We start from the raw sequence: 25,979 nt of genomic DNA on the forward strand, positions 1-25,979 counted from the left end.
GATGAGTAAAGCAGTATTAAAATTTATTAGACTTTCTCCTACAAAAGCAAGATTAATTGCTAGAGAAGTTCAAGGTATGAATGCAGAATATGCAATTGCTTCGTTAGAGTTCACTCCTAATAAAGCAGCAGGAATTATTTCAAAAGTTATTGCTTCAGCTGTAGCTAATGCTGGTTTAGAACCAGAAGATGCAGTAATAACAAGTGCTAGAGTTGATAAAGGTCCAGTTCTTAAGAGATTTACTCCAAGAGCTAGAGGAAGTGCATCACCTAAGCATAAACCAACTGCACACATTATGATTGAAGTAGCGGCTGCTGAAAAAGGAGATAAGTAATGGGTCAAAAAGTTAATCCAATAGGTTTAAGATTAGGTATTAATAGAAATTGGGAATCAAGATGGTTTCCTAAATTTACTAATATGCCAGCAAATGTTGCAGAAGATGATAAAATCAGAAAATACGTTAAGAAAGAGTTATACTATGCTGGTGTTGCTCAAACTATCGTTGAAAGAACTGCAAAAAAAGTTAGAGTTACAATCGTTGCAGCTAGACCAGGAATTATCATTGGTAAAAAAGGTGCAGATGTAGAAAAACTTAAAAATAATCTTTCTAAATTAGTTGGAAAAGATATTGCAGTAAATATCAAAGAAGAAAGAAAACCACAACTTTCTGGACAATTAGCAGCTGAAAATGTTGCTCAACAACTAGAAAGAAGAGTTGCATTTAGAAGAGCTATGAAAAGAGTTATGCAAAATGCACTTAAATCTGGAGCTAAAGGTATTAAAGTTTCTGTATCAGGAAGACTTGGTGGAGCTGAAATGGCTAGAACTGAGTGGTACTTAGAAGGTAGAGTTCCTTTACATACTTTAAGAGCAAAAATTGATTATGGTTTTGCTGAAGCTCATACAACTTATGGTTGTATAGGTATTAAAGTTTGGATCTTCAAAGGTGAGGTTCTTGCAAAAGGAATTCCTACTGAAAAAGATACAACTTCTAAACCAAAAAGAAGACCACAAAAGAGAAGAGGTAAATAATTATGTTAATGCCTAAAAGAACTAAATATAGAAAGCAAATGAAGGGTCGAAATAGAGGTAAATCTATGAGAGCAAATTCTTTAGCTTACGGTGAATTTGGAATCAAAGCTTTAGAGCATGGTAGAATTGACTCAAGACAAATTGAAGCTGCCAGAATTGCAATGACAAGAGCAATTAAGAGACAAGGTAAAGTTTGGATCATGGTATTCCCTCATAAACCTTTAACAAAAAGACCACTTGAAGTGAGAATGGGTAAAGGTAAAGGTCCAATCGATAAATGGGTAATGAATATTAAACCAGGTAGAGTATGCTTCGAAATGGCTGGTGTATCTGAAGAAATGGCTAGATCTGCTTTAACTCTAGCTCAACACAAATTACCATTTAAAACTAAAATTGTAAGTAGAGAAAGTGAAAATGAATTATATTGATTTAAAAGAGAAAAGCTTACAAGAGCTAAATGAGTTATTAAAAGAGAAAAAGGTGCTTCTTTTTGAATTAAAAGCTAAGCTAAAAACTATGCAGTTAACAAATACTTCTGAATTAAGAGCGTGCAAAAAAGAAATTGCACAAATTCAAACAGCTATTACTGCAGCAAAAGCTAACTAAGGATCTAAAGTATGACACATAAAAGAGAGATTCAAGGTGTAGTGGTAAAAAAATCTGGAGATAAAACTGCTTCTGTATTAGTTACTAGATATGTTTTACACCCAAAATATCACAAGACTGTAAAAAGATTTAAAAAGTACTTAATTCATGACGAAAGAAATGAACTAAATGAGGGTGACACTGTAACTGCTGTTGAGTGTAGACCTTTATCTAAAACTAAATCTTTTAGATTAAAGAAAATTGTAGCTACAGGAGTTAAATAATGATTCAAAGTTTTTCTAGATTAAATGTAGCTGACAACACTGGTGCTAAAGAGATTATGTGTATCAAAGTTTTAGGTGGTTCTAAAAGAAGATATGCTTCTGTTGGTGATGTAATTGTTGCTTCAGTTAAGAAAGCTTTACCAACTGGTAAAGTTAAAAAAGGTCAAGTTGTAAAAGCAGTAATCGTAAGAACTCATAAAGAAGTTCAAAGAGAAAATGGATCTTTAATTAGATTTGATGATAATGCTGCTGTAATCCTTGATGGTAAAAAAGAACCAATTGGAACAAGAATTTTTGGACCTGTTGCAAGAGAAGTTAGATACTCAGGTTTCATGAAAATTGTTTCACTTGCTCCGGAGGTATTATAAGATGGCTGTTAAATTAAAGATTAAAAAAGGTGATACTGTAAAAATCATTGCTGGTGATGACAAAGGTAAAACTGGAGAAGTTTTAGCTGTATTACCTGCAAAAAACAAAGTAATCGTTAAAGATTGTAAAGTTGCTAAAAAAACAGTTAAGCCAGATCAAGAAAAAAACCCTGAAGGTGGTTTTGTAAACAAAGAGATGCCTATTGATATCTCAAATGTAGCAAAAGTAGAAGGTGAGTAAGATGGCAAACAGATTACAAGAAAGATATAATGCAGAGATCAAACCAACTTTAGAAACTGAGTTCCCTAAAAACAAAATGTTAACTGCTAAATTAGATAAAGTAGTTATTTCTGTTGGTGCTGGAGAAGCTATGAAAGATAGCAAACTTATGCAAAATATACAAGATACTATTTCTTTAATTGCTGGTCAAAGAGCAGTTAAAGTTATTGCTAAAAAATCAGTTGCTGGTTTTAAAGTAAGAGAAGGTATGCCTGTAGGTGTTAAAGTAACACTTAGAGGTGAAAATATGTATGCATTCTTAGATAAATTATGTTCTATTGCATTACCAAGAGTAAAAGACTTTAGAGGTCTTAACAGAAATGGTTTTGATGGTCAAGGTAACTTTAACTTTGGTCTTGATGAACAATTAATGTTCCCAGAAGTTGTTTATGATGATATCATCAAAACTCACGGTATGAATATTTCAATTTCAACTAGTGCTAGTGACGATGCAGAAGCATTTAGATTATTAGAGCTTGTTGGAGTTCCATTTACAAAAGGAAGAGCGTAATGGCAAAGAAGTCTATGATTGCTAAGCAAAAGAGAACTCCTAAGTTCTCTTCAAGAGCATACACAAGATGTTCAGTTTGTGGAAGACCACATTCAGTTTACAGAGATTTTGGTCTTTGTAGAGTTTGTTTAAGAAAAATGGCTAACGAGGGATTACTTCCTGGCGTTAAAAAATCTAGTTGGTAGGAGAATAAAAGCTATGATGAATGATATTATCGCAGATGCTTTAACTAGAATTAGAAATGCTGCAATGAGAAAATTAGAAGTTGCAACATTATTACATTCTAACACAGTAGTAGGAATCTTAAATGTACTTGAGAAAAAAGAGTATATTGAAGGGTTCAAAGTAGTTGATGGTGAAAACAATAAAAAAACAGTACAAGTTACATTAAAATATGATGACAATGATAATTCAGTTATCAATGAAATCAAAAGAGTTTCTACTCCAGGAAGAAGAGTTTATAAAAACGCTTCTGAGATTAAATCTTTCAAAAATGGATATGGTACAATTATTGTTTCAACAAACAAAGGTGTTATCGCTAACGATGAAGCTTATGCTGCAAACGTTGGTGGTGAAGTACTATGTACTGTATGGTAGGAGAGTGTAATGTCTAGAATTGGAAAAAAACCTATCGCTATCCCTTCAGGGGTTGAAGTAACAGTTGATGGAACTGTTGTAAATGTAAAAAAAGGAAATAACGTAATTCCTGTTGAAACTCACGGAAGAGTTGATGTTGAAGTAGCTGATAATCAAGTTGTATTATCTAAAGTTGGTGAAACTAAAGAATCAGCAGCTTTCTGGGGAACTTATAGAGCTTTAATTAACAATGCAGTAACTGGTTTATCAACTGGTTTCCAAAAATCTTTAGAGATTAATGGTGTTGGTTATAGAGCTGCAGTTAAAGGTAAAGTATTAGAATTACAATTAGGATACTCTCACCCAATTAACTATGATATTCCTGAGGGACTAGATGTATCAGTAGAAAAAAACATTATTCATGTTAAAGGTGCTGATAAACAACAAGTTGGTCAAGCCGCTGCAATTATTAGAGGCTTTAGAAAACCTGAACCATATAAAGGTAAAGGTGTTAAGTATACTGACGAGCATATCGTTAGAAAAGCTGGTAAAACTGCTAAATAAGGTGTAAAATATGAGTAGAATTAAAGATATAGCAAAAAAGAATTCTTCTAGAATCGTAAGAAAAAGAAGAGTTAGAGGAGATATCGGTAGAGGTACTGCTGAAACACCTAGAGTAACTGTTTTTAAATCAAACAGGTATTTAAGTGCACAAGCAATCAATGATATTGCTGGTGTAACATTAGCAGCAGTAAATTCTAAAGCTTTAAACTTAAGTGTAAGTAGAGAAAATGCAGTAAAAGTGGCAGCAGAATTTGCTGAAAAATTAAAAGCTGCTGGAATTGAAAAAGTAGTATTTGATAGAAATGGATACCTTTATCACGGTGTAGTTGCAGCATTTGCTGATGGACTTAGAGAAAATGGTATCAAATTATAAGGGTTAATGATGGCAGCAGTAAATAGAGAAGATTTTCAAGAAGCAATCGTTAAAATCGGAAGAGTAACAAAAGTTGTAAAAGGTGGTAGAAGATTCAGATTTACAGCTTTAGTTGTTGTTGGAGATAAAAACGGTACAGTTGGATTTGGTACAGGAAAAGCAAAAGAAGTTCCTGATGCAATTAAAAAAGCATTAGATGATGCATTTAAATCTTTAGTAAAAGTTAATATTCATGGGACAACTATTGCGCATGATATTGAACATAAATATAATTCAAGTAAAATTTTATTAAAACCAGCATCAGAAGGTACAGGGCTTATCGCAGGTGGTGCGGCAAGACCAGTTCTTGAGCTTTCTGGGGTTAAAGATATTATTGCAAAATCTTTAGGTTCAAATAATCCAAACAACCTTGTACAAGCTACAGTTGAAGCATTAGCAAGAATAAAAGGATAAAAGATGGCATTAGACAACTTACAACCAGCAACTGGTAGTACAAAAAATGTTAAAAGAGTAGGAAGAGGTCAAGGTTCAGGAACAGGAAAAACTTCTGCAAGAGGACAAAAAGGTCAAAAATCTAGATCTGGATATAAAATTAAGAGACACTTTGAAGGTGGTCAAATGCCACTTCAAAAAAGAGCTCCAAAAATTGGATTTACTTCTAGAGTTGAAAAACCTTACTCAATTAATGTTGATAGAGTAAAAAAAGTTGCAGAACTTGAAGAAATCACAGTAGAATCAATAAAAACAGTTTATAAACTTTCTAAAAGTGTTACAAAAGTTAAACTTGTTGGTTCTTCTGCAAAAGAATTATCATCTAAGATTAAAGACGAAAACGTAACAACTACTGGAAATTAGTTATGAGTAAAGATCTAATAAATAAGATTCTTATTACATTAGGCTTTATTTTACTTTACAGGTTATTGGCATATGTGCCAGTACCTGGAGTAAATATTGATGTAGTTAAAGAATTTTTTGATTCAAATGCAAATAATGCATTAGGTCTTGTAAATATGTTTAGTGGTAATGCAGTTGAAAGACTGTCAATTATCTCTCTTGGTATTATGCCTTATATTACAGCTTCAATTATTATGGAGCTTCTAGCAGCAACTTTCCCAGCCCTTGGTAAAATGAAAAAAGAACGAGATGGAATGCAAAAATATATGCAAATCATCAGATATACTACAATTGTAATTACATTAATTCAATCTATTGGTGTATCAATGGGATTAAATTCATTAACTGGACAAAGTGGACAAAGTGCAATTTCTATTGATATGGATACTTTTGTTGCTGTTTCTGCAATTTCAATGTTAACTGGAACTATGCTTTTAATGTGGATTGGTGAACAAATCACACAAAAAGGTATTGGTAATGGTATTTCATTAATTATTTTTGCAGGTATTGTTTCAGCAATTCCAAGTGCAATAGGTGGAACGGTTGATTTAGTAAATAATGGACAAATGAACTTCTTAACTGTAATTGCTATATTAGTAATTATTCTAGCAACTGTTGGAGCAATTATATATGTTGAATTAGGTGAAAGAAGAGTTCCTGTTTCTTATTCTAGAAAAGTTATGATGCAAGCACAAAATAAAAGAGTTATGAATTATATTCCAATTAAAGTAAATTTATCTGGAGTTATTCCTGCAATTTTTGCATCTGCAATTTTAATGTTCCCTGCAACTGTTTTACAAGGTAGTCAAAATGAATATCTTGTTGTTATTGCAGATTTTTTAAGTCCTACATCTTATACATTCAATGTATTAATGTTTTTATTTGTAGTTTTCTTTGCATTCTTTTATGCATCAATTACTTTTAATGCAAAAGATATCTCAGAGAACTTAAAAAAACAAGGTGGATTTATTCCTGGTGTTAGACCTGGAGCTTCTACTGCAGGATTTTTAAATGAGACAGCAAGTAGACTTACTTTTTGGGGAGCAATTTATTTAGGACTTATTTCTACTGTTCCTTGGCTTTTAGTAAAAGCAATGGGAGTACCTTTCTACTTTGGAGGTGTTGCCGTTCTTATTGTTGTTCAAGTTGCAATTGATACAATGAGAAAAATAGAAGCGCAGCAATATATGAATAAATATGAAACATTAAGTGCAGTAGGTTTATAAAATGGCAATTCCTTTAAGAAAATCAAATGAGATAGAAAAACTTCGAACAGCTGGACAAGCTGTTGCGAAGACATTAAAGTATTTAGAAAAAAATGTTAAGCCAGGAATGACTTTAAAAGAAGTTGATTTAATGGGTGAAAAGTTTTTAAATGATTTAGGTGCACGACCTGCTTTTAAAGGGCTTTATGGTTTTCCTGGTGCAATTTGTACTTCTTTAAATGAAGTTATTATTCATGGAATTCCAGATGATAAAGTTTTAAAAGAAGGTGATATTCTTGGTCTTGATATTGGTTCAGAAATTGATGGTTGGTATGGTGATGCAGCTATTACGATGCCAATTGGTAAAATTTCAAAAGAAGATGAAGACTTAATTGCTTGTTCAAAAGATTCACTTTATTATGCTATTGATTTAATTGAAGAAGGTATGAGATTTAAAGAACTATCAAAAGCAATAGAAGATTTCATTGTAGATAGAGGTTATCAACCTTTAGTTAAATTTTGTGGACATGGTATTGGCAAAAAACCTCACGGGGAACCAGAAATACCAAATTATGTAAATGGTGGAAATGTAAAATCTGGACCAAAAATTAAAAATGGTATGGTATTTTGTATTGAACCTATGATTTGTCATGAAGGAAGAGAACCAGTAATTTTAGATAATGACTGGGATGTTGTTTCTGAAGACGGAAAAAGAGGTAGCCATTATGAACACACTGTTGCTGTAGTTGATGGGAAAGCAGTTATTTTAAGTCAAGTAGATGATGAGTAGAATTTAGGAGCGAAAGTGGCAAAAGATGATGTTATAGTAATTGATGGAAAAGTAATTGAAGCTTTACCTAATGCTATGTTTAGAGTTGAATTAGATAATGGACATGTAGTTTTATGTCATATCTCAGGAAAAATGAGAATGCACTACATTAAAATTTTACCAGGTGATAAAGTAAAAGTTGAAATTACACCTTACTCTTTAGATAAGGGTAGAATTACTCATAGATACAAGTAAATTAGAAAAAAAAGTGATAGTAAATTTATTTATTATCTCTTTTCTTTCTTTATGATATACTATTTAAAAATCCTTTTATAAAAAAACAATATGACTAGTATATTAAAAATAATAAATAAAACATTAAAAAACTTAGAAAAAACTAACAAAGATGCAAATCCTAAAAATTTTGAAGAAGAATTTTATAAACAATTAAATAAATCAGACTTTATTTTCCAAGAGGAAAAAGAAATAAAAAGTTTAATATCTACATTTACAGATTTTGAAAGATCTAAATTAAATAAAGAAAATCAAACCTTTAAAGATATTGCAAATATTCTTTCAGAAAGAATTTCTGATCAAATAATCAGAGAATTTTTAAAAGATTTCGCTTATTTTATGAGTTCTTCAATTGATAAAAAAATTGATGATGATATTAGAACCTTATGTACTAAAATTGCAGAGAAACCCAACTCTTTAGTTGACTTGGAAACCTTACGTAATTTAAGAAGATTAACTGATCAAAGAATTAATGCTGATAAAAAACTTTTTAATGATAAGACTAATGATGTAAAAAAACTAATTAATTTTTTAGGTGAATATGTAAATCGTTTTTTAATAGAACACTCTTCTACTATTGATGAAGTAACTAAACTAAAAAATGAAATTTCTTCACTAAATTTATCTGAATCTTCATTTAATGACTTTAAATCTTTTAGAGAAGATTTATTATGTTCTATAGAAAAATTTGAAAAATCTATTTATGAAAGTAGAAATAATATTACAGACAATCAATTAAAATGTGATTTATTATATGAACAGATAGAAGAATTACAAGAAAATTTAAATAAAGCAGAAGAAGAGAAATCAATAGATTATTTAACAAAAGTTTTAACAAGGCGAGCTTATAATTTAGAGGTAAAAAGACTTGAAAATGAATATAGAATTTTTAATTCAAAATATGCTTTAGTATTTTATGATATAGATCATTTTAAAGATGTAAATGATAGTTATGGTCATGATTGTGGTGATTCTATTTTATCAACATTTGCTCAAATTCTGAAAAATCTTACTAGAACAGGAGATATAATTGCACGTTATGGTGGAGAAGAGTTTATTTCTTTAGTTAGCTATAAAAATAAATTAGAAGTGGAAAACTATTTAAGAAGAGCAAAGAATATTATAGCTAATAATAAGTTTGTTTATAATGATATTAAACTTAATATTGAGTTTTGTGCTGGGGTAACTTTTAGGGATAATTATAACTCTTATGAAGAAACAATAAAAAAAGCAGATGAACTTTTATATGATGCTAAATCAAAAGGTAGAAATAAAATTATTCTTGATAATAATAAGATTTTGTAAACTTACTCAAAACTAAAAAATTTATTCAAAGATATTTTTTTGTACAATAAGATATGACAAATACTATTAAAAATAAAATTTTATTTCAGCTAAATTTTTTAAAGTCAATAGGATATGAGTATCATGAATCTATTAAAGCCTTTGATAAAGATTTAGAACAATACAATTTACCCGATGACTTCTTTAATTTGGAATCTATGGTTAAAAATTGTTATTTATGTGAATTATCAAAATCAAGAAAAAACCCTTTATTCTCATATGGTAATCAAAATGCACAGATTATGTTTATTTTTGATGAACCTAGTACAAGTGAAGATGAATTAAATTCATTTTATGTTGGGAAAGCAGGGGAGCAATTATCAAGAATGATTGAAAATGTATTACCTTTAAAAAAAGAAGATATATATATTACAAGTTTAGTTAAATGTAAAAGTTTAGATGGTTTTAATACAAGTCATTTTAATAGTTGTAGTTCTTATTTATATAAACAAATCGATTTATTAAATCCAAAATTAATTGTTACACTAGGGGAAAAAACTTATGAATATTTATGTAAAGATAAAACCCCTTTTAATCAAATTAGAGGTAAACTTATGAGTTTTAAAAATTATGATGTTTTACCTACATATAGTGCAAGTTTTCTTTTAAGAAACCCTTCTTTTAAAAAAGAAGCTTTTCATGATATGCTAAAAATAAAATCAATATTGGAGTCAAATTGAAAAACTTATTACTAATTTTCTTGTTTTCTTTTATTATAATTGGATGTGCTTCAAAACAACAAAGCTCTTCTTTTAAAAATAAGCCTGTAATTTTTTCTAAACCAATAATTCAAACAGAAAAAGAACTTGAAGAAATAAAAAATGAGCCAATTCAAGAAGCTATTGAAGAAGATGAACAAGGCTTAAATAAAGTTGCTATTTTATATCCATCTAAAGTTGTTGGTAAATATGCTAAATCAACTATAAGTGCTGTTACTGCCTATTTAGTTTATAATAATAAAGAGTTTGAAGTAATAGCTTTTGATACTAAAAATGAGCAAGAATTTAATATTCTAAATCAAGTTAAAGAAATTGAAAATAGAGGTTTTAAAAAAGTAATTGCTTTATTTACTAAACAAGGTTTTGATGTACTTAATAAAACAGATTCTTTAGATTTTGCAAAAATTTATTATCCTTTAATCAATAAAAGTGAAGTAAAAGAGACTAAAAGTAATTTTATTTTTGGTGGGATATCTTATAAAGAACAGTTTGAATTATTAAAAACTTTATCAAGTAAAAATAGTGCGATGTTTTATGTTAAGTCTTACTTAGGAAGTAAACTTAAAAATTATTATGATGAAATGTTCTTAGAAAATAGGCCTAAAGTTATTGAAATTGATTCAAAAATAAATAGATATAAATATATTATGAATGATAAAAATTTATTATATAATACCATAGTTTTAAATACTCCTATTATAAAAAGTTCTATCGTTTTATCACAATTAACAGCTTATGAAATTGATCCTGTTAGAATATTATCTACACAATTGAATTTTGATCCTTTACTTGTTAAATTAACTCAAGAAAAAGATAGAAAGAATTTATTTGTAGTTAATTCTATTTCTAATGTAGATGATTTTATTGAAGAGTATGCTGATTTGTTAGGAGCAGATGTTGTATATAATTGGGTTGATTATTCCTCTTTAGTTGGAATAGAATATCTAATAAGTATTGATAGTTATGAAAGTGAAAGAGTAACGCAAACACAAATTCTAAATAATCAAGTTGAATATTTACCTACTTTATACAGAGGAACTTCTTACGGCTTTAAAAAAGTTGAAGATATAAATTCTGTTTTAGAAGAAACTAATAATAAAATTCTAAAAATACAAGAAAATAGATAGTAAGAGCCTTAAAATAGAGAATAAAAAATTAAGATTCTTTTAGATATAATCGCGAATATTTATAGAAATGGAGTAAGAATTGAGAACTCATTATTGTACTGATGTAACGGAAAAAAATATAGATGAAATTGTTACTGTTGCTGGTTGGGTAAACAGTAGAAGAGATCATGGTGGAATTATTTTTATTGATTTAAGAGATAGAGGTGGTTTAGTTCAACTTGTGTGTGATCCTGCTGATAATAAAGATGCATGGGAAGTTGCAGATAGTGTTAGAGATGAATTTGTTTTAATTGCAACAGGTAAAGTTAGAGCTAGAGGTGAAGGTTTAGAAAACCCTAATTTAGTTACTGGAAAAATCGAAATTGTTGTTGATAACTTAGTAATTGAAAATAGATCGAAACCTATGCCATTTGAATTAGGTGATGAAAAAGTAAATGAAGAAATTAGATTAAGAAATAGATTCTTAGAGTTAAGAACAGAAAAATCTTATGAAATTTTCAAATTAAGAAGTACTGCAAATATTGCAGTTAGAAATTGCCTAAATGAATTAGGTTTCTTAGATGTTGAAACACCAATTTTAACAAAATCTACACCAGAAGGTGCAAGAGATTATCTTGTTCCAAGTAGAGTTCATCCTGGTGAATTTTATGCCCTTCCTCAATCACCTCAATTATTTAAACAACTTTTAATGGTATCTGGATTTGATAAATACTTCCAAATTGCTAAATGTTTTAGAGATGAAGATTTAAGAGCTGATAGACAACCTGAATTTACTCAAATTGATGTTGAAATGTCATTTTGTAATCAAGAAGATGTAATCAAAGTAGCTGAAAAATTAATTCACGATACATTTAAAGCTTGTGGAAAAGATGTACCAACTACATTCCCAAGAATTACTTATAAAGATGCTATGGAAAAATATGGTTCAGATAAACCAGATATGAGATTTGACATGGCTATGGTAGATGTTATTGATATTTTTGCTAACTCTACAAATGAAATCTTTGCTGATATTGCAAAAGATACTAAAAACAATAGAATCAAAGCTCTAAGATGTCCAAATGGAGATAATATCTTCTCAAAAAGACAAATGAAAGGTTTTGAGGATTACGTTAGAAAATTTGGAGCTAAAGGTCTTGGTTACTTCCAAATGAAAGAAGATGGATTAAAAGGTCCTTTAACTAAATTCTTCGAAGATGCGGATTTAGAAGCAATCGTAAAATCAACTGAACTTGAAGTTGGTGATGTTGTATTCTTTGGAGCAGGTGAAAAGAAAACTGTATGTGATTATATGGGAAGATTTAGACTTTATCTTGCAGAGCAAATGGAAATTATTCCCGCAGACACTTATGAGTTTGTATGGGTTGTTGATTTCCCAATGTTTGAAATTGAAGATGGAAAAACTAAAGCATTACACCATCCATTTACTATGCCTAACTTAGAAAAATGTGATTTAAATAATGTAGAAGATTTAGAAGATATTGAATCAATTGCTTATGATATTGTATTAAATGGTACTGAGCTTGGTGGTGGTTCAATCAGAATTCATAAAGAAGAAGTACAAGAAAAAGTATTTGAACTTATGGGGATTTCTAATGAAGAAGCAAATGAAAAGTTTGGATTCTTACTTGAAGCATTAAGATATGGTGCACCAAGCCATGGTGGATTTGCTCTTGGGTTTGATAGACTTATTATGTTATTAGCAGGTACTGATTCTATTAGAGATGTAATTGCTTTCCCTAAAACTCAAAGAGCTCAATGTTTATTAACACAAGCACCTTCAGCTGTTGATAATGAGCAATTAAAAGAATTAAGTCTTAGAATTAGAAAGACTGAAGTATAATTAAAAAAGGCAACAATATGATTAAATTTATATTCGTATTGTTAGCCTTATTCTCTTTTCTAAATGCAAAAATACATTTAGTAGTAACTTATCCTATTCATAAAAAACTTATTGAAAAAATAGCAAAAGATGATTTTGTTATTCATGTAGTTGAAGATGGAAATACTAGTTTTGCAAAAAAACGAAATCTTCATAAAAATGAAATTTATTACAGTAATGTTTATCTTACATATGGTTTAGAGAAAGAAGAAAGATATATTAAACTTTTTAAAAATAGAAACAGATATATTAATATTATTAATCTCACTAAAAATATAAAAAAAGATATAGTTAATGGTAAGGAAAATCCCTACGTCTGGATGGATCCTATCTTAGTGAGAAAACTATCCAAAAATATCTTTGAAGAATTAAGTAAATTAAAATCCTACAGAAAAGATTTCTTTAAAGAAAATTATGAAAACTTTTTGATGGAATTAGATAGATTATTTTTATCTTTAAAGAAAAGACTTGAAAAAAATGAATTTTATAATATATATGTTTATGAACCTTATTGGCACTATTTTGCAAAAAGATTTAGATTAAATCTTTATTATAAAGAGAATAGATATACAAACTTAGATGAAGTCCCACAACTAGTGGAATTTTCAAAAAAACATAATATAAAAAAACTTTTAATTAAAGAAGAAAGCTCTTACGAACAAGCTCAATCTTTAGCTTCAAATATTAATGCAGATATTATCGAGCATGATATCACAAAATATAACTGGCGTGTAAATCTTCAATCTCTTGTTAGAAAGATTTCGAAATATAAAAGATAATTTATCAACTGAGTAGTTTTTATACAATCTGTATAAAAAACTGATTTAAATATATTGTATCATTCTCTTATGAAAGATAGGAGAAATATCATGTCAAGAAATCTAGTAGAATATAAAGGAATAAAAGTAAAAAAAGAACTTTATCCTCTTATTAAGCATATAGAAGATGTTGATAAGTATAGGGAAGAGTTAGGAAGATTAAGTTCTTCTTGGGATATTTTTGCACTTTTAGGTCAATTAGGTGATATTAATATTGATATTGGTAAAACAAAAGAAAACTTCTTAAATTTAACAACAACTCTTCTTAATCACTTAAGTGAAGAAACTGTTAAAAAATCTACTACTGAAATGAAATTTAAAGCTCAAGTTGCAATTGATATTGTAAATAGAAATCTTTTTGAAAGAACAGCTGACATAGGCTTCTTAGCAACTGATGATGATATTAGAGACTTTTTACAAAACTTTGTTTCAAGATACAACAGTGATAGCGTAGAATTAAAAGAAGATATTCAAAAAAGATTTTTGGAGTATGTTCAAAAATACTCAGTTTATTATGATATTGTTTTAGCTGATACTAAAGGGAAAATTGTAGCAAGATTAGATGATAATATAAAAATTGATTGGTTAAATAAAGAATTTACTCAAAAAGTAATTAACTCAAGTGATGAATATGTAGAAACTTTTCAATACCATGATTTTATTCCACACAAAAAACAGTCTTTAGTATATTCATATAAAGTAACAGAAACTAACGATTCCGACTCAGAGGTTTTAGGTGTACTTTGTCTTTGTTTTAGATTTAGAGATGAGATGGAAGGAATTTTTAACAATCTAATTGAAACAAGAAATAAAGAGGCTTTAACTATTTTAGATGAAGATGGAATTGTAATTGCTTCAAGTGATAAAGACTATATCCCTTTAGAATCAAAATTGGAAATTGTTTTAGATGAAGAGTATAAAATTGTCTCTTTTTGTGGTAGAGATTATATTGCAAAAACTTGTATAACAAATGGGTATCAAGGGTTTAAAGGTCTTAAGTGGTATGGACATATTATGGTTCCTTTAGAATATGCTTTTTTAAGTAATCAAAATGATAGACCAGAAGTAGATGATGGGATTATTGAATCAATGATGAACAATGAACAACACTTTTCAAAAGATTTAAAAGATGTATTTAATAAAAGTAAAACTATTCAAGAAAATCTTGGACGTGTTATTTGGAATGGTAATGTTGCACAAAGTAAACTAAACTCTTCAAATAGAGAGTTTTCAAAATCTCTTTTAAGTGAGATTGGAGTTACAGGAGTTAAAGCAAACTCTTCCTTAAGTAATCTAAATCAAACAATTATTAACTCTATTTTAAAAGATAGTGAGTTTCTATCTTCCCTTGCCCTTGATATTATGGATAGAAATCTTTATGAAAGAGCAAATGATTGTAGATGGTGGGCACTAACTTCCTTCTTTAGAAAAGCATTTGATGAGTATGAATCTTTGGAATATAAAGAAAAAGAGATCTCTTCTATTTTGAAGTATATAAATGATTTATATACAGTTTATACAAATCTACTTGTATTTGATAAAAGTGGAAAAATAATTGCTGTATCAAATGAAAAAGAAAACTATTTAGTAGGAAAAGTTTTACCTCAAAAGTGGGTTGGACAAACTCTAAAGTTAACTGACACCTCAAAGTATTGTGTTTCAGATTTTGAAGAGACTAATCTTTATTCAAATGAGTCAACATACATTTATTGTGCTGCAATTAGGTCTTTTGAAAATCAAGATGAAATAAATGGTGGGATAGCTATTGTATTTGATTCTACAGCTGAATTTAAAGCTATGTTAGAAGATAGTTTACCCAAAGATAAAGATGGAGTATTTGCTTTATTTGCATCAAGGGATAAAAGAGTTATTTCTTCAACAAATAAAGATATAGAAGTAAACTCAATTATTGATATAGAAGATAAATTTTTTGAATTAAAAAATGGTGAACAACTAAGTGAAATTATTGAAATAGATAATAAATATTATGCCTTAGGTGTTAGATGTTCTCAAGGATATAGAGAGTACAAAAATGCTAAAGATGACTATGTTAATGATGTTTTTTGTTTAGTGTTTAACTATATAGGAGATAAAAACTTTGATGAAAAAAGGCATGAGCAAAAATCAAAGTTTTTAAATTCAAGTACAAAAAAGATATTTACAGATACTTGTATTGAGTTAGCAACTTTTCACTTAGGAAATAAGTTTCTTGCAGTAGAAGCTAAGAATGTTATTGAATCTATCTCTATAGATAAATTAGAAGAATCAATTGATATGGATAAGAACAATCCCTTTAAAGGAATGGTTCTACATAAAGATACTTTAATCTCTGTTCTTGATATCAGAAGTTTTATCAAAGAGGAAATTGGCGATGAAGAGTTAAATACAATTATTTTATTAGAATATGATAAGGATAATAAAGAACATTGTATAGGAATATTAGTATCATCATTAGAAAGTGTTTCAGTTGTAGAAAAAGACTCTATTCAACAAATTCAAAGTCACTTTTTGGGAACTGGAACTTTGGTTGAAAGTTTAGCTGATATTAGTGATTATGAAGAATCTCAAGTTGCAATGGTTCTTGATATTAAAAAGATTGATGACAATTTAACAAAGAAGGTTTAATTAGTTATAAATTTATATGATAGGTTAAAACATCTTTTGGCACAATACGAAAAAACTAAACTGAAAGTAAAAGCTTATGAGTGCCAACAATAAAAATGATAAACAAAATAAAGAACAAAGATTTTTACCTACTACTAGAAAAGAGATGGATGCTTTAGGCTGGGAGCAATGTGATGTGATATTAGTAAGTGGAGATGCTTATATTGACTCTCCATTTATTGGTGTTGCTGTTGTTGGAAGAATTCTTGAAGCTTTAGGTTTTAAAGTAGGAATCATAGGACAACCTGATATTAAAAATGAAGATGTGAAAAGATTAGGTGAACCAAAATTATACTGGGGAGTTAGTGGTGGAAGTATTGACTCAATGGTATCAAACTACACGGCAACTAAAAAGTTTAGAAATAACGATGATTATACTCCTGGTGGAAAAAATGATAAAAGACCAGATAGAGCTACTTTAGTTTATACAAATCTAATTAGAAGACATTTTAAAAATACAGTTCCAATTGTTTTAGGTGGAATAGAAGCTAGTTTAAGAAGAATTACTCATTATGACTTTTGGACGAACAAATTAAGAAAACCAATTCTTTTTGATGCAAAAGCAGATTATCTTATTTATGGTATGGGAGAAGTTGCTATAAGAGAGTTCTCAACAGCTTTAAGAGAGGGGAAAGACCCAAGAGAGGTTAGGGGAGTTTGTTATATCTCTAAAGAACCTGTAGAGGAGTTTTTACAGCTTCCTTCTCATCAAGAGTGTTTAGATGATAAAGAAAAATATATAGACCTTTTTGATGATTTTTATAAAAACAATGACCCAATTTCTGCAAAGGGACTTTGTCAAAAAGTAGATACAAGATATGCTATTCAAAACCCTCCCTGTGATTATCTTGATGAAAAAGAGATGGATGAGGTGGCTTCATATAATTATATTAGAGATTTGCATCCATACCACAAACCACAAGGTAAAGTTAAATGTTTAGAGACAATTAAATTCTCTATCCAAACTCACCATGGATGCTGGGGAGAGTGTAACTTCTGTGCCATTGGAGTTCACCAAGGTAGAACTATTAGAACTAGAAGTGAAGAAAATATTCTAAGTGAAGCAAAAGAATTTACACAAGATAAAGATTTCAAAGGTGTAATCTCAGATGTTGGTGGACCAACAGCTAATATGTACGGATATGAGTGTAATAAAAAACTTAAAAAAGGAACCTGTGCTGAAATAAGATGTGTTGATTATGATAGACTTTGTAAGGTTATGAAAGTTGACCATAGTAGGCACTTAAATCTTTTAAGAGATATTAGAAAAGTTCCTGGTGTAAAAAAAGCTTTCGTTGCCTCTGGTTTAAGATATGACTTTATTCCAGCAGATAAAAAACATGGATATGAGTATTTAAAAGAGCTTGTAAACCATCATATCTCTGGTCAAATGAAAGTAGCCCCTGAACATACTTCTGATAGAGTTTTAAAGCTTATGGGAAAACCTGGGAAACAACCACTTATTGAATTTAAAAAGATGTATGATAGATTAAATAAAGAAGCTGGAAAGAAACAGTTTTTAACTTACTATTTAATTGCGGCACATCCAGGATGTGAAGAGAAAGATATGCATGAATTAAAACAGTTTACTACCCATGAATTAAAAATGAATCCAGAACAAGCACAGGTTTTCACTCCAACTCCTGGAACATATTCATCTGTTATGTACTATACAGAAATGGACCCAGAAACAAGAAAAAAAATCTATGTTGAAAAAGATAATGCTAGAAAAGAAAAACAAAAAAATATAGTAATAGATAAAAGTTACTATCAAAGAAGAAAAAAATCTAATAATGGAATGCAAAGTTAATTATATTAAAAATTCTTCTAAAAAAAAGGGAAGCTAAAATAAAGCTTCCCTTTTTTATTTTCTTAATATGTTTATGCTAAAGCTTCAATCATATCTTTTGTAACTTCTGAAACTTCTTTTGTACCATCAAGTTCAACCATTACACCCATATTTTTATAAAAATCAATTAAAGGCGCAGTTTGTTCATGGTATGCTGCTAATCTTTTTGTAACAGTTTCTTCTGTATCATCAGCTCTTTGAACAAGATCTTCTTCTTTTTCATCTACTGGTGGGTTAAATTTGATATGGTAAATTTTACCAGTTACTTTTGATGTCCTTCTTCCTGTGATTCTTTCTACAATATCAGAATCAGGTACATTTAGTGAAATAACTTTATCTAAAGTAATTCCCATATTTTCCATTAATTCTTTTAAAGCTTCTGCTTGTGGTAATGTTCTTGGAAAACCATCAAGAATAAAACCTTTTTTACAGTCATCTTCAGCAAGTCTATCTTTAATAATACCAATAATAGTTGAATCAGGAACCAATTGACCTGCATCCATAAATTTTTTTGCTTCCATTCCCATTTCAGTTTTATCTGCAATTGCAGCTCTTAAAATATCTCCAGTTGAAATTTGTGGGATATTATATTTTTCAATTAAAAATTTTGCTTGTGTACCTTTTCCTGCTCCAGGTGCTCCAAATAGCATTAAGTTCATATTTCTTTTCCTTTTTAATAGTTCTTATTTAAAAGAGACTTGTGTTTATTGATTTTTGTTTTTTATTTGTGGTATTGTATTCAAAAAGCATTTAATATCAAATAAATAATTCATAACAGTTTTGATACAATGAGAAATGTAAATTTAAGTAAGGAAAATATTTGAAGAAACTATTTTTAATTATTGGCGCACCAGGAAGCGGGAAAACTACAGATGCAGAAATGATTGCACATAAACATACAAATATTACTCATTATTCAACTGGAGATATGTTTAGAGCTGAAGTTGCAAGTGGAAGCCAAAGAGGAAAGGTTATAGAAGAATATATTAATGCAGGAAATATTGTACCAATTGATATAGCTATTGAAACTATAATTAAAGCTATTAAAAAAGCACCAAGTGATGTGATTGTAATTGATGGTTATCCAAGGTCGCTTGAGCAAATGACTGAACTTGATAAATATCTAGATAAAGAGTCTGAAGTACAATTAATAAATGTTATAGAAGTAACAGTCTCTGAAGAGGTGGCAAGAGAAAGGGTTTTAGGTAGAGCAAGGGGTGATGATGACAATGAAAAAGTATTTATTAATAGAATGAAAGTTTATGCTGAACCTTTATTAAACATCCAAAAATATTATGAGTCTAAAAATATTTTACAAAAAATCAATGGAGAAAGAACGATTGAAGAAATTGTTAATGAAATGGATTCTTTCATTCAATCGAAAATCTAATGAAAAAACAAATAAACTTTTATTCAGTTATTATAGGAACTGAACTACTTAATGGACGCCGAAAAGATGCTCATTTTGCTTTTTTAAATGAAGAACTTTTAAAACGAGGTTGGACTCATAAGGCTTCTTTTGTAATTGAAGATGATACTAAATTAATGGAAGATATCTATAGACTTATAAAAGCAGATGACAACTCAGTTATGTTTTCATATGGTGGAATAGGGGCTACTCCTGATGATTATACAAGAGAGGTTGCAGCAAAAGTTTTCCGTGAGGGGAAAATGCAATATCACAAAAAAGCACAAGAACTTATAATAAATCAATTTGGAGATGAAGCCTATCCTTATAGAATAGAAATGGGGAATCTTCCTATAAATGCAAAATTGCTTAAAAATGTAGTAAATAATGTAGCTGGATTTTATTTAGATGATAGATTCTTTTTTACACCAGGTTTTCCTTCAATGAGCCAGGCAATGGTTCTTGAAGCTTTAGATAAACATTATGTAAAAAATGAGCAAATTAAATATAGAAAAACACTTACTGCTTTTTGTGGGGAAAATGATTTAATATCTTTAATGAAAGAGATTCCTGATGAGGTTGAACTTTCATCTCTTCCCAAAATAATTGATGATAAGAGACTAGTTGTATTATCATTAAGTTCTCTAAATCAAAAACTTTTAGAACAAAATTTTCAAAAATTTATAGATTATTGTGAAGAAAAAGAAATAGCATTTATTTTAGAAGATCCAAATCAAATAAAATAACTTGGAAGAAAGACCTATAAATGGTCATTCTTTGAATTTATTAGAATATTAAGATTTCTTTTAGAAAAAAAGACTTTTTTTAGATTATAATTTCATACTTTATTTCACTTTAGGAAAAAAACTTGAAATTAGATCAAATTAGTAACTATGTCTTTTGTGATAAAAGACTTAATGAGTTTGATTTAGAAGTTAAATTACTTCCAAACCCTTATTATGATTATCCTTTTTTAATCATCAAAGATTTTTTATCACCTACAATTTGTGATGAGCTTATAAGAAGTGTTAAAAAAGAAGATGATTATATTGATGCAAAAATCAAAAAAGAAAATTATCAAAACTATACAGATAAAAGTATTAGAAAAACAAAAATTTATAAATTAGATGATGAATATAAATATATTTATAAAAAAAGATTTCTAGAAGTACAAAAACAAATTGAAGATTATTTTTCACTAGCTTTAACAATAAGTACAAAGGTTCAAGTTTTAGAGTATTCAAAGGGTTCTTTTTATAAAGCCCATAGTGATGATTCTAATATGATTTATAAAGATGAAGAGTTAATTGGTTTTAAAAATGTTGCGATAAATAGAAAACTTACAACAGTACTTTTTGCTACTTCTTGTGAAGATAATGAAGCTTTTAATACTTTTAGTGGAGGGGAACTAGTATTTAATTTTCTTTTTAATGAAAAAGGTGAAGTTATAAAGTATAAGCCAAAGGCAGGGGAAATGATAGTTTTTTTAAGTAATCCTTATTTTACCCATGAAGTTTTAGAAGTCAAAAGTGGTTATAGGCTTAGTTTAGTTCAATGGCATGATGCAATTATCTCTTAATATGCAAATCTAATTGAGGAAATGGAATCTCAATATTATTTTTATATAAAGCATTATAAATAAGTAATAGGAAGTCAGACTTAAGAGCATTTGGTGTAAGTTTATCATTTGTTTTTATCCAAACTAAAAGTTCTAAATCTACACTGCTATTATTCATGTTTTCAAATCTTATATCAGGTTGTTTATCTTTATCATTTTTTATAAAAGTTAAATCACTATTTAAAAGTTCTCTTAATACTATTTCTTTCACTTCTTCTATTTTTGTTCCATAAGCAACTCCAAAGGGTACATGAAGTCTTCTTGATTTATCTTCTAAAGTCCAATTTATAACATTGTTTTGAATAAAAGATGAGTTTGGTACTACAATATCAATATTATCAAATGTTTTAACAGTTGTTGAACGAACTCTAATATCAGTAACTGTTCCTTTTAATAAATCATTTATTTCAATAACATCTCCAATTCTAATAGTTCTCTCAAACATTAAAATGATTCCTGAAATAAAGTTTGAAACTACAGTTTGAAGTCCAAAACCAATACCAATAGATAAAGCTCCTGCTATTAATGAAATTGATGTCATATCAATTCCCAAACTTCCAAGGGCAATTATAAAGGTTATAAAAATAATTAAATAAAAACCTACATTTGAAGAAATTTTTAAAGACATCTCACTTATATTAGGCCATTTTGAAGATACTTTTAAAATCCATCTTTTATAAATCTTACCTATTAAAATACCAATTAAAATTAAAAAAATTGCTTTAATCAAACTCATTGGTGTGATTGCTTGTTCATTAAAGACAACTAGTGTGGTATTAAAAAAAGTTTTAATTGAATCAAAAAATGAAGTAATTTTTATATTTGAAGTAGCCAACACAAGTTTTGTATTATTTAATCTTTTTTTTGATAATTTTAAAAAAGCTTCATTTAAATATTTAAACTTTTTAGAATAATTAATAAGAGAATTTAGATTCTCAAACTCTTCTAGAAAGGCTTTTTCATTTTTTTCTTTTAAAAATAGTAATAGTTTTTTAGAACTTAGATATATAGTTAAAGAAAGGATATCCTCTTTTTTTGTATTTAAATTAAATACTTTTTTTTCAAGCTCCTCTATTTTTTTTATATTATCATTTATTTTTTCTCTTTGTAAATTAGCTTTTAATAAATTAATATTATTATCTATTTCTTCTATTTGTTTATTATTTGTAGTTAAAGATGTATTTAATGTATCTAAATTTTCTATATTTAAATTATTTAATGCTGCTTCTATTTTATTTAAAACTTCTATTTTATGTTTTTCATATAATGTAATTTTCTTTTCTAAATTGTTCTTTTCAATTTTATTATAAGCAAATTGTAATTGGTAAATTAAAAGTCTATTTTTTTCTATCTCTAAAATATTTTCAATTCTTTTTTTCAAGTAAGATAAGTTCTCTTGTATTTCAATTGATAAATTAGCTATTTCATTTTCTTTTTCATCTACTTGAATTAAAAATTTTAAAGCATTTATTGCTTCATTAGAATTTGCTATTTCTTTGTTGTATTTTTCAATAGAAACAATCTTTGTATTTGCTTTTTTTAGTATTTTTAAATATTTCTTTTCATCTTCAATTATTTCACTTGGTTTCTCTGCTTTTTGTATAGAGATTCTTATATTATTTTCTATTTGCTCAAAATATTTACTATTGTTTTCTATGTCATATAGTTTTGTATCAATTGTTGCTGTAAAACTTATTGTAAAAACAGTAAAAAGAAGAAGAAAAAATTTCATTGATAACCTTATTGTATTTTTATTATAATATAATACCAAACTAAAATGGATATTTATACTTAAAAGGACACAAAGTGAGTCAAAATGGTTTATCTCATGCTATTATATTTGATGGAAAAGGTGCCTCAAAGAGTCTATCTTTTGAACAATTAAAAGATTATGATAAAAAAGAAGGATTACTTTGGGTACATTTTGATTATTCAAGTACAGAAGCAATAGATTGGATAAGTAATAAAAGTGGAATAGACCCCATTGCAATAGAAGCTTTACTCACAGCTGAGACGAGACCCAGAACTACAGTTTTAGATGACTCAATTTTATTAGCTTTAAGAGGAGTTAATTTAAATGCTAATGCAGATCCTGACGATATGATTTCAATTAGATTATTTATTTCTCAAGAGTTAATTATAAGCACAAAAAAAAGAGATCTTCTCTCTGTTAAAGATATTCTACAAAGTTTTGAAAAAAATAAAGGTCCTATAAATAGTTCAGAATTTTTGATTTGTCTTACTGATAGATTAACTTCAAGAATGGAAGGTACTATTGAAGAACTTGAAGATAAAGCAAGTGAAATGGAAGAACTAATACTAGATTCAAATAATATTCAACTTAGAACTCAAATCTCAAAAATAAGAAGAGAAGCTATTAGTTTAAGACGATATTTGGCTCCTCAACGAGAAGCAATGTATAAATTGTATCATGACAAACTTTCTTGGTTAAGTGAGTATGATAAAATTCAATTACGAGAGATTACTGATCAATTAATACGATATATAGAAGAGTTAGATTCTATCAATGATAAGGTTACTTTAATACAAGAAGAGTCTTTAAATAAAATTAGTGAACAAATGAATCAACGAATGTATGTTTTATCAATTATTTCAGCAATATTTTTGCCTTTAGGTTTTCTAACAGGACTTTTGGGAATAAATGTTGGTGGTTTACCTGGTACTGAAAATAAGGATGCTTTTACAATATTCTCAATAATCCTAATTATAGTTGGAATAGGGCAATATTATTTATTAAAAAAATTTAAATGGATATAAAAGATGGAAGAAGTAAAAGAATTTGAAAATATAAAAGAATTTTTATTACAAGTAATTGAAGATTATAAAAAAAATGAGAATTTTGATTTTCACCCTTATGATTTAGCAGAACACTTACTAAAATTAAGAGATTCTAATTATGATGAGTATGAGTATGTATGTAAAAAAATCCCTAGTGAACTTTTTGCAGAGATTCTTTGTGAAATGCCAACTTATGTTCAAGAAGAAATACCAACAGTTATTAGTAGTAAAAAGATTGCAAATATTACTTCAAAGATGGATAGTGATGATGCTTCGGAGTTAATTTATAATATTTCACAAAAAAATGAAGAAAAAGCACAAAATATTCTTTCAAAGCTTGATGATGAAGATCAATTAGTAATCCAAAAGCTTAATTCTTATGAAGAAAATCAAGCTGGTTCTTATATGCAAAGTGAACTTTTTAGTGTTTATTTATATGAGAAAATTGATGTAGCATTAAAAAGGTTAAAAAAACTAAAAGAAGAAGATGTATTAGATAATGTTTTTCATGCATATGTTGTTGGAAAAAAAGGACGTTATATAGGAAGTATAGGTTTAGAAGAGTTAATTGTCTTTGATAGAGGTTTAACCTTTAATGATATACCAAAAGATAAAATCAAAACCTATTCTTGTAGTCATTTTAGTGATATTTCAGAAGTAGCAGAATTAGTTACAAACTACAATCTTAGTGCAATAGCAATTATTGATAAGGATAAATTAGTAGGTAGAATTACCCATGATGATATTCATGATGTAATACAAGAACAAAATACAAAACAATTATACTCTTTAGCTGGAGTTAATGATGATGCTGAACAAGAAGAAAGTATGTATCGAATTGGTAAAAATAGAGCTTTTTGGTTAGGAATAAATCTAATTACTGCAATTTTAGCCTCTATTGTAATAGGACTTTTTGATGCAACAATTCAATCCTTAGTTGCTTTAGCTGTTTTAATGCCAATTGTGGCTTCAATGGGAGGAAATGCAGGAACACAAACTCTAACAGTAACTGTTAGACAAATGGCTTTAGGAGATATTTCTTATACTGATGCAAAAAGAACAATTAAAAAAGAGGTTGTAATATCTTTATTTAATGGTTTTCTTTTTGCTTTTGTTATAGGAGTAATTGCCTTTATTTGGTTTAAATTACCACTTTTAGGAGTAGTAATTGCTTTATCAATGGTTATAAACCTTTTTAGTGCAGGTTTTTTTGGAGCAGTTATTCCTATTCTTTTAGAGAAGTTTGAAATTGACCCTGCTATTGGTTCAACTGTTATTTTAACTACAGTTACTGATATTGTTGGTTTTTTCAGTTTTTTAGGCTTAGCTACAATAATTTTATTGTAGCTTCTACTCAGAAGGTTTTGTGTAAAAGTTAAATTTCCAGCCTTTGTCATCATCATATTTTTCTAGATTATATGTTTTCCAAACTTTTACACATTTTTTATTTCCATTTTTTACTCCATCTTTAGCAAATTGATGAGCCCTTCCAAAGTTTGGGAAAACTCCTTTCCCTGTAGCATACATAAAAGCTAAATTACAATGGGCATCTTCATAATTTTGTTTTGAAGCATATTCAAAATACTTAACAGCCATTTTATAATCTTTATCAACAGCAATTCCTGCTGCAAGAAATTGACCTATCATATTTTGAGCTGGTGCATATCCATCATTTGCAGCTTTTAAAAAAGTATTAAAGGCTAACTTTTCATTAAAATATGGAGATTTTTTTGTGATATAAAGTTTTCCTAAATAATATGTAGATTTATGGTGATTTAATAAAGAACCTTTTTCTAAAAAAGTTTTTGCAGTTGCTAAACTTTTTTTTACTCCTTTACCTTGTAAATATAAAGTTGCCAGCCTAAAAATAGCTTCAGTGTCATCTCTTTTAGCTAAAACTCTATAGGAACTTAAAGCTTTTAAGACACCTTTTTTTTCTTCAATTTCTTTTGCTTCTTTAAAATCTAAAGCAAAAACTAAAGTGCAAAGTAATATTAATAGAAGTAAAAGTCTCAT

Annotated in this window: 32 protein-coding genes; 29 read left to right on the forward strand and 3 right to left on the reverse strand. The window is 28.3% G+C overall.

Annotated elements, in window-relative coordinates; genetic code table 11:
- The first annotated feature begins 1 nt into the window (after position 1).
- From rplV to CP965_RS09995, 24 genes are all read left to right on the forward strand, one after another.
- The gene (rplV, locus tag CP965_RS09880) at positions 2-334 is read left to right on the forward strand and encodes a 50S ribosomal protein L22 (protein ID WP_129061949.1); all 333 of its coding nucleotides are present in this window, start codon (positions 2-4) and stop codon (positions 332-334) included.
- Entirely contained in the window at positions 334-1,032 is a 699-nt protein-coding gene (gene rpsC, locus CP965_RS09885; RefSeq protein ID WP_129061950.1) for a 30S ribosomal protein S3, read from the forward strand. The genes rplV and rpsC overlap by 1 nt, the downstream gene beginning before the upstream one ends.
- A gap of 2 nt (positions 1,033-1,034) precedes the next feature.
- Positions 1,035-1,460 (forward strand): 50S ribosomal protein L16, encoded by a 426-nt coding sequence (gene rplP, locus CP965_RS09890; protein WP_129061951.1) that lies wholly within the window; start codon positions 1,035-1,037, stop codon positions 1,458-1,460.
- Positions 1,447-1,638: a 50S ribosomal protein L29 gene (gene rpmC, locus CP965_RS09895; RefSeq protein WP_129061952.1), complete on the forward strand. Its 192-nt coding sequence runs from the start codon at positions 1,447-1,449 to the stop codon at positions 1,636-1,638. Before rplP ends, rpmC begins: the two co-directional genes overlap by 14 nt.
- Positions 1,639-1,649: 11 nt before the next feature.
- Complete coding sequence (gene rpsQ, locus CP965_RS09900; RefSeq protein WP_129061953.1) at positions 1,650-1,901, forward strand: 30S ribosomal protein S17; 252 nt, start codon at positions 1,650-1,652, stop codon at positions 1,899-1,901.
- The gene (gene rplN / locus CP965_RS09905) at positions 1,901-2,269 is read left to right on the forward strand and encodes a 50S ribosomal protein L14 (protein WP_129061954.1); all 369 of its coding nucleotides are present in this window, start codon (positions 1,901-1,903) and stop codon (positions 2,267-2,269) included. Before rpsQ ends, rplN begins: the two co-directional genes overlap by 1 nt.
- Position 2,270: 1 nt before the next feature.
- Entirely contained in the window at positions 2,271-2,510 is a 240-nt protein-coding gene (gene rplX / locus CP965_RS09910) for a 50S ribosomal protein L24 (protein ID WP_129061955.1), read from the forward strand.
- A gap of 1 nt (position 2,511) precedes the next feature.
- Positions 2,512-3,060 carry a 50S ribosomal protein L5 gene (rplE, locus tag CP965_RS09915; RefSeq protein ID WP_129061956.1) on the forward strand — a complete coding sequence of 183 codons (549 nt, stop codon included), beginning with the start codon at positions 2,512-2,514 and terminating at the stop codon, positions 3,058-3,060.
- Positions 3,060-3,245, forward strand: coding sequence for a type Z 30S ribosomal protein S14 (locus CP965_RS09920; protein WP_114838563.1), 186 nt, complete (start codon positions 3,060-3,062; stop codon positions 3,243-3,245). Before rplE ends, CP965_RS09920 begins: the two co-directional genes overlap by 1 nt.
- 13 nt (positions 3,246-3,258) lie before the next feature.
- A complete protein-coding gene (rpsH, locus tag CP965_RS09925; protein ID WP_129061957.1) occupies positions 3,259-3,657 on the forward strand; it encodes a 30S ribosomal protein S8 in 399 nt (132 codons plus the stop codon).
- Positions 3,658-3,666: 9 nt separating this feature from the next.
- Positions 3,667-4,200 (forward strand): 50S ribosomal protein L6, encoded by a 534-nt coding sequence (rplF, locus tag CP965_RS09930; RefSeq protein ID WP_129061958.1) that lies wholly within the window; start codon positions 3,667-3,669, stop codon positions 4,198-4,200.
- A 10-nt stretch (positions 4,201-4,210) separates the two neighbouring features.
- Positions 4,211-4,573, forward strand: a complete 363-nt coding sequence (rplR, locus tag CP965_RS09935; protein ID WP_129061959.1) for a 50S ribosomal protein L18 — start codon at positions 4,211-4,213, stop codon at positions 4,571-4,573.
- A 9-nt stretch (positions 4,574-4,582) separates the two neighbouring features.
- Complete coding sequence (rpsE, locus tag CP965_RS09940; protein ID WP_128981879.1) at positions 4,583-5,026, forward strand: 30S ribosomal protein S5; 444 nt, start codon at positions 4,583-4,585, stop codon at positions 5,024-5,026.
- 3 nt (positions 5,027-5,029) lie between these two features.
- Positions 5,030-5,428, forward strand: a complete 399-nt coding sequence (rplO, locus tag CP965_RS09945) for a 50S ribosomal protein L15 (RefSeq protein WP_129061960.1) — start codon at positions 5,030-5,032, stop codon at positions 5,426-5,428.
- A gap of 2 nt (positions 5,429-5,430) precedes the next feature.
- A complete protein-coding gene (gene secY, locus CP965_RS09950; RefSeq protein ID WP_129061961.1) occupies positions 5,431-6,693 on the forward strand; it encodes a preprotein translocase subunit SecY in 1,263 nt (420 codons plus the stop codon).
- 1 nt (position 6,694) lies between these two features.
- Complete coding sequence (gene map / locus CP965_RS09955; protein ID WP_129061962.1) at positions 6,695-7,462, forward strand: type I methionyl aminopeptidase; 768 nt, start codon at positions 6,695-6,697, stop codon at positions 7,460-7,462.
- A 15-nt stretch (positions 7,463-7,477) separates the two neighbouring features.
- A complete protein-coding gene (gene infA, locus CP965_RS09960; protein WP_072682044.1) occupies positions 7,478-7,696 on the forward strand; it encodes a translation initiation factor IF-1 in 219 nt (72 codons plus the stop codon).
- Between the two features lie 90 nt (positions 7,697-7,786).
- Positions 7,787-9,040, forward strand: a complete 1,254-nt coding sequence (locus CP965_RS09965) for a GGDEF domain-containing protein (protein WP_129061963.1) — start codon at positions 7,787-7,789, stop codon at positions 9,038-9,040.
- 53 nt (positions 9,041-9,093) lie between these two features.
- A complete protein-coding gene (locus CP965_RS09970) occupies positions 9,094-9,759 on the forward strand; it encodes a uracil-DNA glycosylase (protein ID WP_129061964.1) in 666 nt (221 codons plus the stop codon).
- Positions 9,756-10,925 (forward strand): hypothetical protein, encoded by a 1,170-nt coding sequence (locus tag CP965_RS09975; RefSeq protein ID WP_129061965.1) that lies wholly within the window; start codon positions 9,756-9,758, stop codon positions 10,923-10,925. The genes CP965_RS09970 and CP965_RS09975 overlap by 4 nt, the downstream gene beginning before the upstream one ends.
- A 79-nt stretch (positions 10,926-11,004) precedes the next feature.
- Positions 11,005-12,768, forward strand: coding sequence for an aspartate--tRNA ligase (gene aspS / locus CP965_RS09980; RefSeq protein WP_129061966.1), 1,764 nt, complete (start codon positions 11,005-11,007; stop codon positions 12,766-12,768).
- Positions 12,769-12,785: 17 nt separating this feature from the next.
- Positions 12,786-13,586, forward strand: coding sequence for a metal ABC transporter solute-binding protein, Zn/Mn family (locus tag CP965_RS09985; protein ID WP_129061967.1), 801 nt, complete (start codon positions 12,786-12,788; stop codon positions 13,584-13,586).
- 90 nt (positions 13,587-13,676) lie between these two features.
- Positions 13,677-16,250, forward strand: coding sequence for a cache domain-containing protein (locus CP965_RS09990; RefSeq protein WP_129061968.1), 2,574 nt, complete (start codon positions 13,677-13,679; stop codon positions 16,248-16,250).
- A gap of 76 nt (positions 16,251-16,326) precedes the next feature.
- Positions 16,327-18,099, forward strand: coding sequence for a YgiQ family radical SAM protein (locus CP965_RS09995; protein WP_129061969.1), 1,773 nt, complete (start codon positions 16,327-16,329; stop codon positions 18,097-18,099).
- Between the two features lie 71 nt (positions 18,100-18,170).
- Here CP965_RS09995 and CP965_RS10000 read toward each other — a convergent pair whose 3' ends face one another.
- Complete coding sequence (locus tag CP965_RS10000; RefSeq protein WP_129061970.1) at positions 18,171-18,797, reverse strand: adenylate kinase; 627 nt, start codon at positions 18,795-18,797, stop codon at positions 18,171-18,173.
- Between the two features lie 161 nt (positions 18,798-18,958).
- On the opposite strand from CP965_RS10000, the gene CP965_RS10005 reads away from it, so the two are divergent.
- The 3 genes from CP965_RS10005 to CP965_RS10015 all read left to right on the forward strand — a co-directional run bounded on the left by CP965_RS10005 (position 18,959) and on the right by CP965_RS10015 (position 21,125).
- The gene (locus CP965_RS10005; protein ID WP_129061971.1) at positions 18,959-19,528 is read left to right on the forward strand and encodes an adenylate kinase; all 570 of its coding nucleotides are present in this window, start codon (positions 18,959-18,961) and stop codon (positions 19,526-19,528) included.
- Positions 19,528-20,292 (forward strand): competence/damage-inducible protein A, encoded by a 765-nt coding sequence (locus tag CP965_RS10010; protein WP_129061972.1) that lies wholly within the window; start codon positions 19,528-19,530, stop codon positions 20,290-20,292. The genes CP965_RS10005 and CP965_RS10010 overlap by 1 nt, the downstream gene beginning before the upstream one ends.
- A gap of 122 nt (positions 20,293-20,414) precedes the next feature.
- A complete protein-coding gene (locus CP965_RS10015) occupies positions 20,415-21,125 on the forward strand; it encodes a 2OG-Fe(II) oxygenase (RefSeq protein WP_129061973.1) in 711 nt (236 codons plus the stop codon).
- Here CP965_RS10015 and CP965_RS10020 read toward each other — a convergent pair.
- Positions 21,115-22,896, reverse strand: a complete 1,782-nt coding sequence (locus CP965_RS10020; protein ID WP_129061974.1) for a mechanosensitive ion channel family protein — start codon at positions 22,894-22,896, stop codon at positions 21,115-21,117. The genes CP965_RS10015 and CP965_RS10020 overlap by 11 nt on opposite strands.
- A 74-nt stretch (positions 22,897-22,970) precedes the next feature.
- On the opposite strand from CP965_RS10020, the gene CP965_RS10025 reads away from it, so the two are divergent.
- Both CP965_RS10025 and CP965_RS10030 read left to right on the forward strand, forming a co-directional pair.
- Complete coding sequence (locus tag CP965_RS10025; RefSeq protein WP_129061975.1) at positions 22,971-23,942, forward strand: zinc transporter ZntB; 972 nt, start codon at positions 22,971-22,973, stop codon at positions 23,940-23,942.
- Between the two features lie 3 nt (positions 23,943-23,945).
- Positions 23,946-25,310, forward strand: coding sequence for a magnesium transporter (locus CP965_RS10030; RefSeq protein ID WP_129061976.1), 1,365 nt, complete (start codon positions 23,946-23,948; stop codon positions 25,308-25,310).
- Between the two features lie 3 nt (positions 25,311-25,313).
- Here the strand turns inward: CP965_RS10030 and CP965_RS10035 are convergent, their stop codons facing one another.
- Entirely contained in the window at positions 25,314-25,979 is a 666-nt protein-coding gene (locus CP965_RS10035) for a tetratricopeptide repeat protein (protein ID WP_129061977.1), read from the reverse strand.

This window comes from Halarcobacter mediterraneus, from assembly GCF_004116625.1.
GTDB lineage: Bacteria > Campylobacterota > Campylobacteria > Campylobacterales > Arcobacteraceae > Halarcobacter > Halarcobacter mediterraneus.